The sequence below is a fragment of the Pseudoalteromonas thalassia genome (assembly GCF_049257215.1).
Lineage (GTDB): Bacteria > Pseudomonadota > Gammaproteobacteria > Enterobacterales > Alteromonadaceae > Pseudoalteromonas > Pseudoalteromonas lipolytica_C.
Genome location: NZ_JBMMUE010000004.1, coordinates 83,119 through 95,787, shown reverse-complemented (window position 1 = coordinate 95,787; position 12,669 = coordinate 83,119). Strand labels below are relative to the sequence as shown.

The following is a 12,669-nucleotide window of genomic DNA, read 5'->3' as shown; positions in this document are numbered from 1 at the left end:
CGGTGTATTTAAGCTATTTCGGCTTGTCAGAAAAACCTTTTTCGATTGCCCCCAATCCTGAGTATTTATTTCTGAGTGAACGCCATAAAGAGGCGTTGGCACACCTTACTTATGGACTCGGTGAAGCGGGTGGCTTTGTGCTATTAACAGGTGAAGTCGGTACAGGTAAAACAACATTAATAAGAAGCCTGCACGAGCAGTTGCCTGAAAACACCCAAGTAGCGCAAATCCATAATCCAGCTTTGTCGCAGCTAGAGTTGCTTGCCAGTATTTGCGACGAACTGAAAATTGATTACGACAGTGACAACGCGACATTAAAAACCCTCACTGATGTGATTAAAAAGCACCTTGAGGCAAATAACCAAGCTGGTGGCCATACCATCTTAATTATTGATGAAGCGCAATTACTCGCACCAGATGTGCTTGAGCAGTTGCGCTTACTGACCAACATCGAAACCGATCACAAAAAGCTGCTGCAAATTGTGTTAGTAGGGCAGCCAGAGCTACAGGAGCTTTTAAAACGTACTGAACTTCGACAACTTGCCCAGCGTATTACGGCACGTTACCACCTACTGCCACTGACTGAAGGGCAAGTATTTGCCTATGTAAAGCACCGCTTGTTTAAAGCGGGCACTGAGCAAGCCTTGTTCTCAGGTGATGCGTTAAAAGCGATTTATCAAGTTACTCAAGGCGTACCTAGATTAATCAATTTATTGTGTGAGCGTTGTTTGGTGGGGGCTTTTTCGCAGCAAAAACTTACCATAGACAGTGAGCTTGTGATGCGTTCGGCCGAAGAGGCATTGCCGCCGACGAGCACTGAAGTTATACCTAAAGGTGCTCGAGAGCCGAGCTATGTATGGCTTTATCCTGTTTCATTTTTAGCCGTATTAGGAATGGGTATTGGTTTATCCTACCTAATTTAACGAGTGATCAATTATGTCATTACTTTTAGATGCAATAAAACAATCGGCTCAACATGAGCAAACAGCCGTTGATCACGATCAGGCTGCTTTACAGCTTAAACAGCAGCAAGAGTTAACACGCTATAAGCGTTTAGCCTTTTCATTTGGGTTATTACTGGCTGCAATTTTAACGCTAATGGCTGGTTTTTCGATTGGTAAGTGGTTACAGCAAAGTAAGCCATTTGCTGAGCAGCCAGTACTAGCAAATGAGAATGAAAAAGTACCCAGTGCGACAGCTGAAAATGTGGCGGGTTCTAAAGATCAAGAGCAACTTCAAACAGATAACTCTGTAGCTAAAGTACCGTCTGGTTCGCAACCTGTGGTGGCACAACAGCAAATGATGCAACAACCCCCTCAGCAACAAACCATGATGCAGCAAGTTCCTGTACAAGGTGCTCAGCAGTACCAGTGGGTACAAGTGCCTGTAAACACAGTGCCAGTTTATGCAAATCAAGCACAGCCGCAATATGCTCAGCCAGTGTATCAAAATCAAGCCGCTTATCAGCCGCAGCCACAGTTTTCGCAACCGATGCAAATGCAGCAAGCTGCACCACAACCGACAAATAGTAATGGCATTGATTACAGTAAATACAAGGTACTTGGTAAGCCTCTTGATGAGAACGCCAATAATCAAACTAAGCAAGCTGAGCCAGATGATGAGTTAAACGAAGTGTCGGATTCGTTAAAAAAAGCTTTTGCGCAAGCGGTTCAGGATGTTGACCAACAACGTTCTTCGCAGGTAACGCATAGTACTAAAAATTCGTCTTATGCTGATCCGATAGAGCTGCTCCCTGAGTCTATTCAAAATGCAATTCCAACACTTAAATACCAAGCGCATATCTACGCATCTGAGCCATCAAAGCGTTGGATAAAACTCAATGGTCGTGAGCTTTATGAAGGTGATAATATCGGTGTGTTATCGTTAATCGAAATCACGCCAGAGCAGAGTTTACTTAGCTATGATGGCTATGAATTCACTTTAAAAGCACTGCAAGACTGGCCTGAGTAGCCAGTCATGACGAGTCAAGCTTAAGGTAGAATAGAGCTTTTGAAAAAACGGATCAGATCGATGTTAAATTCACTCGGTCTGACCGCTGCTTCAAGGCTGTCGTGGCAGCGACTGTTTGCTAAATCGATATCTTGTACTTCTGTATATCGGGTATGTTTAGCGTGATAAAAGACTTTCACTTGAGGTTTAAGTGGGCTTGTTGGGTTGCTGCGAGTAACCACACCAAGTTTTTGGCTTTCTAGCCTTACCAATGTGCCAACTGGGTGAATACCAATGCATTGAATAAATTTAGTGACCAAATCACCATCGAAACTATCTGGGCAGCCATCTTTTAATATTTTGAATGCTTTGATTGGCTCCATTCCTGCCTTGTAGACTCTTTCCGCGGTCAATGCATCATACACATCAACAATCGAGGCCATACGTACATACAGGCTTATTTCATCGCCACTTTTACCAAAAGGATACCCACTACCATCTAAGCGCTCATGGTGAAAGCCTGCAATATCAACTGCAATACCACTGAGGCCAGACTGCTCTAATATTTCTTTGCTAAAGCGCGCATGATTTTGAACGAGTTGGTACTCTTCATCAGTCAATTTACCCGGTTTATTGAGTATTTTATCGGGGATATTAATTTTGCCGATATCATGAAGTAATGCACCGGTGGCAAGTTCTTGAATAATCGATTTTTCGATACCTAAATGCTTTGCAAAAATGCTGATCAAAATAGACACGTTAATTGAATGCTCAAGTAAGTAAGCATCTTTTTCTCGCATGCGAGTGATACAGGTTAATGCATCTTGATTTCTAAACACAGAATCGATAAAACCGCTTGCTAGCTCTTGAAAAGGGGCAACATCAATTTTGTTTCCTTCTCGAATGTCTGCAAATGCTTTGCTTTGGAGTGATTTGGCTTCTGTATAAAGACTATTTGCTTTTGTCATCTCTGCCGACATACTGTGCGTAGTGTGCCATGGATCGAATGGCTCAGAAGAGATGGCTGGTGCTGCAGGTTTTGGTTTTTCAGTGATTTTATTGTCACTATCAAGATTTAGCGTTTTATCAGGATCGATTTCAATTTCTAAAATACCAGCTTGCTTAAGCTTATCAATACTGCCTTGTGTTTTTACCCAACCTTGGTTTTTTATACGGATCTTGCCTGTCTGTTTTGTCACGCCGTGAACAAACATGCCAGGTTTAAGTTGATTGATAGGGAGTGTTTTCAAGGCCTTTACTTCTGCTCAGATACAATACTATTAAACTAGCAGAAAATGTGTATTTCAGTAAATATTAATAGTACTTAATGGTGTTTTAAACTGCAGGACAACCTTAAAAACGACTATAAAAAAAGCCCCCAGCTGACAAGCTGGAGGCCCTTAGAAGTGACAATAAGTTAGATAAACTTATTTACTCGTCGTCTTCAACCAATGTCATAAGTGATGTGTTACCACCTGACGCTGTCGTGTCGATACTGATTGTTTTCTCAGTTAGTAGACGTTTGATTAGCGTATCGTAGTACTCAGAGCTGATCACCGGCAGGATTGCACCTTTACGTTGTGCTAACTGCTGGCTGAAATAGCCTAAGCGAGATGAACGCGCAGCAACAACGGCACCAGCAAGGTGAGGATGCGCTAAAATAGCTTGTAACTGATTAGGTTTAGCTACTTGGAATACACCCTCTGCAATACCTGTTGAGATAAACTTATCTTTAAACGCCACAGCTTCGTCATAGAACAACTCTGAAGCAACAGTGATAACAGTATTACCAGCCGCAAGTGCAGTGATAATAGAAATTGCCCAGAAGTTAAATGACGTACTCTTATCTGCATAACATACTACGCAACCACGTGGTTCTAAGTGTAGCGTGTTTGACTCACCCGTAGGCCCAGGCAACACAGTGTGTTTACGCATGTGCTTTTCAAGACGGTTAAGCTGCGCACGTGCATCAGCAAGGGTTAATGCTAAGTCATCAGCAAGCTCATCAATGATTTCAACGGTTGCAACTTTAGCAAGTAATTGACGCACAGCCGAAACTCGGTCATTTAACGGTGTTGAACGCCAGATCTTCTCATCACGTAATGAGTTTTCCATTAACTTAGCAACTTGCTCAGCCGCACCTGAATAGTGGTGAGTATCTAGCTCATCAGGTGTTAGGTTTGTCATTTGCACGTTATCTGGTGATGCTTTCTCTTTCACTAGACGTTGTAAGTAGTTAGGGCCACCTGCTTTCGGACCAGTACCTGATAGACCACGACCACCAAAAGGTTGAACGCCAACAATCGCACCAATCATGTTACGGTTGATGTAAACGTTACCTGCACGCGACATTTTCGCTAAGTATTCACAACGCTCTTCGATACGTGAATGCACACCCATCGTTAAGCCAAAGCCAGTGCCATTGATTTGATCAATCACGTTATCAAGCTCTGTACCTTTGAAACGGATGATATGTACACAAGGGCCAAATACTTCACGTTTAAGCACAGATAAGTCTTTGATCTCATATAGACGAGGAGCAAAGAAATAAGCGCCATTTTCGTTGTTATCAGGAATTTCACACTCATAATGAAGTGTTGCGTTACCTTTTAGGTATTCAACATGTTCATTTAAATTTTTCAGTGCTTTTTCGTCGATTACAGGACCAATGTCAGTCGAAAGTAACGAAGGATCGCCAACATGTAGCTCTTTTAATGCGCCTTTAAGCATTTCGATGATGCCATCAGCAACATCTTCTTGTAAGAACAACACACGTAGTGCAGAACAACGTTGACCGGCACTTTGGAAACCTGAGCTGATCACATCGTCAACAACTTGCTCTGGTAGAGCCGTTGAGTCAACGATCATACAGTTTTGACCACCGGTTTCTGCAATTAGTGGTACTTGAATATCGTTACGCGCAGCAAGTGTTTGCGAAATAAGCGTACCTGTTTCTGTTGAACCTGTGAACATAACAGCTTGAATTCGCTCATCAGGAACAATTGTTTTACCTACATCGCTACCACGTGCGATAACAGGTTGTACAACGTGCTCAGGTAAACCAACAGATAACATAAGCTCGATAGTACGTAAGGCTATTAAGCTTGTTTGTTCAGCAGGTTTTGCAATAACTGTGTTACCAGTCACGATTGCAGCAGCAACTTGGCCTAAGAAGATAGCTAATGGGAAGTTCCATGGGCTGATACATAAGATCACACCACGTGCTTCAAAACGCTCATCTTGTGCTAATTCTTCAGCTCGAGCTGCGTAATAGCGGCAGAAATCAACGGCTTCACGAACTTCATCAATACCATCTTTGGTAATTTTACCCGCTTCTTTAATACAGATAGCAACTAGCTCATCGTGATGACGTTCTAGAATATCAGCAATACGGCGTAGTAAGTTAGCACGCTCTTTAACCGGTGTTTGTGACCATGATTCAAATGCTTTTTCTGCATTTTCTAATAATGCTGTCATCTCTTCAGAAGAGTGAAGTTTTACATGACCAATCACTTCTTTGTGATTTGCTGGATTCTTCACTGCTAGAGAGCCTTCAGGTACATCATTTAAATCAATACGATGCTCTGCAAACCATGCATCTAGATTTTCTTTAAATGGAGTGATGACATTGATATCAGTTAAGTCCATGCCTTTTGAGTTAGCACGTTCTTCACCATATAAATCAATTGGCATTTTAATTTGCGTGTTGTACTTGTTACGTAAACCTTGCAGTGTTTCTACTGGGTCAGGTAAAAGTGATTCAACAGGCTTAGTAGTATCAACAATCGCATTTACGAATGATGAGTTAGCACCGTTTTCTAATAAACGACGAACTAAGTATGCAAGTAAGTCTTCGTGTTGACCAACAGGCGCATAAACTCGACATTGAATTTTTTCTTGGGTTACGATTTGGTCGAATAACGACTCACCCATACCGTGTAGGCGTTGGAATTCAAAGCCTTCGTGGTCGCCTTTAGCAACTTCTAAAATAGTTGCTGCAGTGTAAGCATTGTGTGTTGCAAATTGCGGGTAAAGCACATCACGTGCTTCAAGTAGCTTGATAGCACAGGCTTTGTAAGAAACGTCAGTTGTCGCTTTACGAGTAAATACAGGGTAGTGATCTAAACCATCTTGCTGAGTAGTTTTGATTTCTGTATCCCAGTATGCACCTTTAACAAGGCGAACCATTAATTTACGGCCAACGCGACGAGCAAGATCAGCAACCCACTCAACCACAAAAATAGCGCGTTTTTGGTATGCTTGAACAGCTAAACCAAAACCATTCCAGTTACCTAAATCGTCATCACTAAATACAGCTTCAATAACATCTAGTGAGATATCTAAACGATCAGCTTCTTCAGCATCAACAGTGAAGCCGATGTCGTAGCTTTTCGCTGCAAGGGCAAGTTCTTTTAACTTAGGTACGATTTCAGCGATTACGCGCTCGCGATGAGTGAATTCATAGCGTGGGTGAATTGCAGAAATCTTAACTGAGATACCTGGGCTCTTGATAGGACCACGGCCATTTGCCGCTTTACCAATTGCATGGATAGCCGTCATGTAGCTGTTGAAGTAACGCTCTGCATCTTTCATTGTGCGAGCGCCTTCACCTAGCATATCGTATGAGTAAACGTAGCCTTTTTGTTCTTTATCTGCCGCACGTTCAATCGCTTCGTCAATGGTACGCCCCATAACGAATTGCTTACCCATGATCTTCATCGCGAAGTTCACAGATTTACGAATAACAGGCTCACCTAAGCGACCAATGGTCTTTTTCAGCACACCAAATTGTTGTTCTTTAGACTTGTCGCTATAGTTAACCATTTTACCAGTTACTAACAGACCCCAAGATGATGCATTTACAAATAATGAGTCACTGCTACCTAAGTGCGAACTCCAGTCACCTTTTGCAAGCTTGTCACGAATTAGCGACTCTTGCGTTGCTTTATCTGGTACGCGTAGTAGTGCTTCAGCTAGACACATTAAAACAACGCCTTCTTCACTTGATAGTGAAAATTCGTTAAGTAGTGCATCTACACCGCTTTGACCATCCTGATCGCGACGGATATTTAAAACCATTTGACGAGCACGTTCCCACGCTCGGCTACGCGCTTTCACGCCTACTTCAGCCAAAGGCAAAATATGATCAATTACCGCGTTTTCATCAATACGGTAAAAATCACGGATTTTTTGTCTTATTGGACATTCAGTTGTCAAATCGCCATTAAATAGCATATGTAACCCTCTGGTGTGTGGAGTCGAGAAATACAATTAACGCATTTCTTGCCATTGATATATTTCGTGCATTCTAATTAAAATCCAGCAGAATATGCTGGTTATATTTTTCGATTTACGATAATTTACAGGGCATACCGTTAACTTAGCCGCATAAAATTCTGTTATGACTAGTCCGAATAGATTACGCATGTTAGATCGCATCGATTTAGCAATTTTAGACGCTCTGCAAAAAAATGGCAGAATATCTAATGTGAACCTGGCAAAACAGGTAAATTTAAGCCCAAGTCCATGTCTTGACCGTGTAAAGCGTCTTGAACAAGAGGGCTATATTGAAGGCTATTATGCCAAGCTAAGTGAAGCAAAACTAAATCAAAGTTTATTAGCGCATGTACAGGTATCACTTGTCACATCGAATACATCGGTGTTTAAAGTCTTTCGCGAATATATTTTAAATATCCCACAAGTTGTTGAGTGCGATATGGTCGCAGGTGGCTACGATTATTTATTAAAAGTACGAGTTTCAGATATGGATGAATATCGTCAGGTATTGGGGGATTTAGTTGATATACCGGGGGTAGGCACCCATCACACTTATATGGTGATTGAGAAAATCAAGCAAGACAGTGGTTTGCTCTTTGATATCTAAATTAAACAGACAATAAAAAAGCACCTAACGGTGCTTTTTTATTGTTGATAGATTATGCCCAGCCATCATATCGCTTACGGCGCGACAACATAATGGTAAGGATAATACCTAACAATAAACCAATAAATGCAATTGCGCCGCCATAGGTAAGTAGCTGACGTTTTTCTTTTGCACTGGCTGTTTGTTTAGCGTTGCGCTCAGATTCAATTGTGTTTTTAAGCGCTTGGATTTGCTCACTTAGTGCTTGGTTTTGCTCTGTGAGGGTTTTATTTTGCTCTTGTAACTGAGGCAGTTCAATTTCTGCTTGGCGTAGTTGCTCTTGCATTAAAGTCATATCATTACTTAATGCTTGAAACTGCTGTTGAATACCTGCATTTTCAGTCACAAATTTTGCTTCTACCCAGCCTTCACGATCTTTGTCGTCACGGATTTTAAAATAACCATTATCTTCAGCTGACAGTAAAGTAACTTGAGTACCTGCATCAACCGAACCTAAAATACGGTAGTTTTTACTCGGACCAGAGTGCATAAAGGTGTAGAGGTTATCGACTATGTATGCGGTGTTTTCGTTACTGCTTGGCGCTTCTTCTGCGTAACTAATAAAAGAGGTGGCCGCTAGGAGCAACCCAAAAATACACTGTTTTAACATCAATCTACCTTGTTAACGTAACCATTGCCTAGAAATGGCCAAATTTATAATTTCTTTATGTATAGAGATAGTAGGGATTTCAACTATTAATAGCAAGGAAGATATTGTAATCCATAGCCAAGCTCAAGATTAAAATTCAGGAAAAAGTTTGCATTAAGTAGCTGCTTTGTTTATTTTGATCACTTAATTATTTTAAATGTACTCCGCAAAGCGAATGGATACTGAGATAGAACTGAAGTTTTTGGTGTCAGATGCCGTTGTTCCACTGATCCCCGCATTAATTACTCAATTTGCAAAAACCGTTACAAACAAGCCCTCACGTAGCTTACAAAATGCTTATTACGATACACCAAGCCGAGAATTGCGCGCATTAGATATTGGTTTACGTACGCGTTGCTGCGATAACCAATGCGAGCAAACCATTAAGCTTGCAGGCGAAGTAGTTGGTGGTTTACATCAACGCCCTGAATACAACTTACCGCTTGAGGGTACACGCCCTGATTTACTTGCTTTTGATGCTGCAATTTGGCCGCATGGTATGCAAGTTGGGTCAATAGCCGATAATCTATACCCAATTTTTAGTACTAATTTTATTCGCCGTACTTGGTTAATCGAAACTGACAGCGGTGCAAAGATTGAAGTAGTGCTTGATAAAGGTGAGATTTCTGCGTCGGGCAAAGTTGAACCCATTTCTGAACTAGAAGTTGAGCTAGTAGAAGGTAGTCGCCAAGAGTTATTTGCTTTAGCCGATAAGCTAGTGCGCGAAAGTAATGTGCGTTTAGGCTTATACTCTAAAGCAGCTCGTGGTTATCGCCTTGCTGATGACAATCCGTTAAAAGCAAGCAAATCAATTGGTTTTGTGCCGTTAAAGCGTGATGCAACGCAAGAGCAAGCGCTTATAGAAAGCATCAACTATGCAATTCGCTTTGTGCAAAAACATGAAGCTTGTTACTTCATCAAGCCAAGCCTAAAAACCCTTAAACGTGTGACCGATGGAATTCGTTTGATTCGCCACACCTTCTGGTTGTTTGATGACATAGTAAGTAAAGATGACACTGATTTATTACGTACAGAGCTAAAATGGCTGCTAAGCGAACTAGCGTGGGTAGAAAATGCAATTCAGTTAAAAACCTACACGTCTAAACGCCACGCTTATTATAAAAAAATTAATAGTGCGCCAGAACTCACGCAAGTTATCAACGACTTAAAACAGTTACAACCAAGCATCGAAGATGTACAAGAGCTGTTTCATAGTACTCGCTATAATCGTTTATTGTTACAACTAACTACATGGTTGATAGAAAAACAGTGGCGTAAATCATGGGGACAAGCTGAGTTTAAAGCGGCTGAAGAGCCCGTTGCTGATATTGCAAAACGTTTATTTGCTAAAGATTGGCACGATATGCATGAGCTCATTCCAGAGCAAAAAGTGTTTACAGACAAAGATTACTTAGCACTGCGCACGCGCCTAGAAAATTCTCTGCTTAGTGGAAATTGTTTAGGAGCGCTATTTAACAAAGACGACCGTAGTGAGTTTCGTATTCCATGGTTAGATATCTCTCATGGTATTTATGAACTAAGTACACTTGAGTATCTAAAACAGCTGTGTGCTGGTCATGAAGATTTAGAACTTGCAAAAATACAGTCTTGGTTGGAGCAAAAATCTGAATTTTTAGTAAGTGCAATGGAGCAAAGCCGTCACGCTACATTCGACACAGACCCTTACTGGCTATAAATAAAGTGCGTCTTTGCTTAATAGTTGGGTTAGCTTGGCTGAGTTTATCTGCCTGTGCTAACCCGATTGAATGGCAAATCTACAAGCAACAAGACGACATCAAGGTTAGTTATAAAAAGCATGACACCGGCATTATAGAAATTAATGCTTCTGTGCTGGTTAAAAACGCCAAAGCGAGTGACTTTATGGCGTTATTAAGTGATACAGAAAACGCGCCTAATTGGCTCGAAAACGTGAAAAGCGTAACCTTAATGGAGCGCTTAAGTCCCTCAGAAACTCTTGTTTATACCCACTTTAACTCGCCTTGGCCGGTATCAGATCGAGACTTGGTGAGTTACTCTTGTTATCGCGCTTTAGGTGAGCATAAAACTGAGCTACAAATTAAAAGCCAGCCCTATGCAAAAGCAGAAGTGGCAGGGGTTGTACGAATTAAAAACCTCACTGCATATTGGCGCTTAGTGCAGCAACAAAGTAATTTGTTGGTCAGCCATCAAGCTTATGCAGATCCGAGTGGCTCTATCCCTTATTGGTTAAGTAACAAAGTGTCATTAAAAAGTGTTTATAAAACACTACAATCGCTCAGAGAGCAGTTAACTAATAATCAGTTTTCGCGCACCAAAACCAGCAGCATCCCCGGTAATTGCTAGCAATTAAAACAAGAGTCTTATGGTGACAGTGTAAGAGTTTATTATTATGATCAGGTTAATTCTGAGGCAGTAGGTAAAAAATGAAAGAACCAAAAATCCCCCTGGTCAATAAGCCAAATGGCCTTGGTGTTGGACGCATTTTAAAAGCAACTAAATGCTCGATTAAAGGCTTTAAAGCGGCGTTTAAAGAAGAGTCTGCATTTCGTTCTGAAATTTATTTAGGACTGTGTTTGTTACCCTTGTCGGTCGTATTGGCGCAGTCACTTAATCACTGGTTAGTGTTGTTTATTCCCTATTTATTATTATTAATCGTCGAGTTACTTAACTCATCAATAGAAGCGCTGACTGACCGAGTTGGCATTGAGTATCATGTATTATCTGGGCGAGCCAAAGATATGGCCTCTGCGGCAGTGACATTGTCGCTGGTGGTTTTAGCCTTGGTATGGGGTGTGGCTGTTTACGAAAAAATAGTTTCCTACCTTTAAATCAAATACAAAAAAAGCGCCAAACGGCGCTTTTTTCATTTTATTTAACCTATTACAGGCCAGCAGCTGCGCGAAGTGCGTCTGCTTTGTCTGTGCTTTCCCAAGGGAACTCATTACGACCGAAGTGACCGTAAGCCGCTGTCGGTTGATAGATAGGACGCTCAAGATCAAGCATTTGGATTAAGCCGTAAGGGCGTAGGTCGAAGTGCTCACGCACTAATTCGATTAGACGTGCTTCATCTAATTTACCTGTACCAAATGTTTCGATGCTGATAGATGTTGGCTCTGCAACACCGATAGCGTAAGAAACTTGTAGCTCACACTTGTCAGCAAGACCAGCAGCAACCACGTTTTTAGCAACGTAACGTGCAGCATATGCAGCTGAGCGGTCAACTTTTGATGGATCTTTACCAGAGAAAGCACCACCACCGTGACGAGCCATACCACCGTATGTATCTACGATGATTTTACGGCCTGTAAGACCACAGTCACCCATAGGGCCACCGATTACGAAACGGCCAGTTGGGTTGATGAAGAACTTAGTCGCGCTTGAGATAAGCTCAGCAGGAAGAACCGGCTTAATGATAGTTTCCATTACCGCTTCAACTAAGTCGTTTTGTGAGATTGAATCACAGTGTTGAGTTGAAAGAACAACTGCATCAATACCAACAGGCTTGCCATTTTCGTATGCAAACGTTACTTGAGATTTTGCATCTGGACGTAACCAGTTAAGCTCACCGCTCTTACGAACTTCAGCTTGACGCTGAACTAGACGGTGTGAATAAGTGATTGGTGCAGGCATTAAAACGTCAGTTTCGTTACATGCATAACCGAACATTAAACCTTGGTCACCAGCGCCTTGGTCTTCTGGACGAGCACGGTCAACACCTTGGTTAATATCTGGAGATTGTTTACCGATAGTGTTTAGGATTGCACACGAGTCAGCATCGAAACCCATGTCTGAGTGCGTGTAACCGATTTCACGTACAGTTTTACGTGTAATTTCTTCGATATCTACCCAAGCGCTAGTAGTGATTTCACCACCAACCATAACCATACCAGTCTTTACGTATGTCTCACATGCAACACGGGCATGAGAATCTTGCTCTAAGATAGCATCTAGAACCGCGTCAGAGATTTGGTCCGCGATTTTATCCGGATGACCTTCAGAAACAGATTCAGAAGTAAATAAATGTTTTGCCATTGTATTTCTGCTCACAAATATTGCGCTCCACAAACGTCGGTAATAGCGCTAAAAAAATAAGGGGCGTATTTTATCTAAAACAAATATGTTTGCATAGTAATTTTACGCCTAGACG

10 protein-coding genes are annotated in these 12,669 nt (G+C 41.7%); 6 read left to right on the top strand and 4 right to left on the bottom strand.

All coding sequences use genetic code 11. The features are described 5' to 3' along the window. Positions 1 to 2: 2 nt before the first annotated feature. Positions 3 to 923 carry an ExeA family protein gene (locus AAEU31_RS06625; RefSeq protein WP_135926037.1) on the top strand — a complete coding sequence of 307 codons (921 nt, stop codon included), beginning with the start codon at positions 3 to 5 and terminating at the stop codon, positions 921 to 923. Between the two features lie 13 nt (positions 924 to 936). Next, a complete protein-coding gene (locus AAEU31_RS06620) occupies positions 937 to 1,971 on the top strand; it encodes a general secretion pathway protein GspB (protein ID WP_421966821.1) in 1,035 nt (344 codons plus the stop codon). Positions 1,972 to 1,991: 20 nt separating this feature from the next. On the opposite strand, the gene AAEU31_RS06615 is transcribed toward AAEU31_RS06620, so the two are convergent. Continuing rightward, on the bottom strand, positions 1,992 to 3,200 hold the full coding sequence (locus AAEU31_RS06615) for a cyclic di-GMP phosphodiesterase (RefSeq protein WP_421966820.1): 1,209 nt from the start codon (positions 3,198 to 3,200) through the stop codon (positions 1,992 to 1,994). Between the two features lie 181 nt (positions 3,201 to 3,381). After that, positions 3,382 to 7,185 (bottom strand): bifunctional proline dehydrogenase/L-glutamate gamma-semialdehyde dehydrogenase PutA, encoded by a 3,804-nt coding sequence (gene putA, locus AAEU31_RS06610; protein ID WP_135926034.1) that lies wholly within the window; start codon positions 7,183 to 7,185, stop codon positions 3,382 to 3,384. Between the two features lie 166 nt (positions 7,186 to 7,351). On the opposite strand from putA, the gene AAEU31_RS06605 reads away from it, so the two are divergent. Further along, entirely contained in the window at positions 7,352 to 7,834 is a 483-nt protein-coding gene (locus AAEU31_RS06605; protein ID WP_135926033.1) for a winged helix-turn-helix transcriptional regulator, read from the top strand. Positions 7,835 to 7,886: 52 nt separating this feature from the next. On the opposite strand, the gene AAEU31_RS06600 is transcribed toward AAEU31_RS06605, so the two are convergent. Then, positions 7,887 to 8,483, bottom strand: coding sequence for a TIGR04211 family SH3 domain-containing protein (locus tag AAEU31_RS06600; protein ID WP_135926032.1), 597 nt, complete (start codon positions 8,481 to 8,483; stop codon positions 7,887 to 7,889). A gap of 214 nt (positions 8,484 to 8,697) precedes the next feature. Here AAEU31_RS06600 and AAEU31_RS06595 point away from each other — a divergent pair, with 214 nt between their 5' ends. The 3 genes from AAEU31_RS06595 to AAEU31_RS06585 all read left to right on the top strand — a co-directional run bounded on the left by AAEU31_RS06595 (position 8,698) and on the right by AAEU31_RS06585 (position 11,350). Further along, positions 8,698 to 10,218: a CYTH and CHAD domain-containing protein gene (locus tag AAEU31_RS06595; protein ID WP_135926031.1), complete on the top strand. Its 1,521-nt coding sequence runs from the start codon at positions 8,698 to 8,700 to the stop codon at positions 10,216 to 10,218. 5 nt (positions 10,219 to 10,223) lie between these two features. After that, positions 10,224 to 10,865, top strand: coding sequence for an START domain-containing protein (locus AAEU31_RS06590; protein ID WP_421966819.1), 642 nt, complete (start codon positions 10,224 to 10,226; stop codon positions 10,863 to 10,865). An 80-nt stretch (positions 10,866 to 10,945) separates the two neighbouring features. After that, the gene (locus tag AAEU31_RS06585) at positions 10,946 to 11,350 is read left to right on the top strand and encodes a diacylglycerol kinase (protein WP_235403578.1); all 405 of its coding nucleotides are present in this window, start codon (positions 10,946 to 10,948) and stop codon (positions 11,348 to 11,350) included. 52 nt (positions 11,351 to 11,402) lie between these two features. On the opposite strand, the gene metK is transcribed toward AAEU31_RS06585, so the two are convergent. Continuing rightward, positions 11,403 to 12,554: a methionine adenosyltransferase gene (gene metK / locus AAEU31_RS06580; RefSeq protein ID WP_135926028.1), complete on the bottom strand. Its 1,152-nt coding sequence runs from the start codon at positions 12,552 to 12,554 to the stop codon at positions 11,403 to 11,405. Positions 12,555 to 12,669 lie beyond the last annotated feature (115 nt).

Excerpts from the sequence above, each read along its gene's own strand:
- AAEU31_RS06620 (WP_421966821.1), top strand. The coding sequence starts at position 937 with ATGTCATTACTTTTAGATGCAATAAAACAATCGGCTCAACATGAGCAA.
- putA (WP_135926034.1), bottom strand. The coding sequence starts at position 7,185 with ATGCTATTTAATGGCGATTTGACAACTGAATGTCCAATAAGACAAAAA.
- AAEU31_RS06605 (WP_135926033.1), top strand. The coding sequence starts at position 7,352 with ATGACTAGTCCGAATAGATTACGCATGTTAGATCGCATCGATTTAGCA.
- AAEU31_RS06600 (WP_135926032.1), bottom strand. The coding sequence starts at position 8,483 with ATGTTAAAACAGTGTATTTTTGGGTTGCTCCTAGCGGCCACCTCTTTT.
- AAEU31_RS06595 (WP_135926031.1), top strand. The coding sequence starts at position 8,698 with ATGGATACTGAGATAGAACTGAAGTTTTTGGTGTCAGATGCCGTTGTT.
- AAEU31_RS06585 (WP_235403578.1), top strand. The coding sequence starts at position 10,946 with ATGAAAGAACCAAAAATCCCCCTGGTCAATAAGCCAAATGGCCTTGGT.
- metK (WP_135926028.1), bottom strand. The coding sequence starts at position 12,554 with ATGGCAAAACATTTATTTACTTCTGAATCTGTTTCTGAAGGTCATCCG.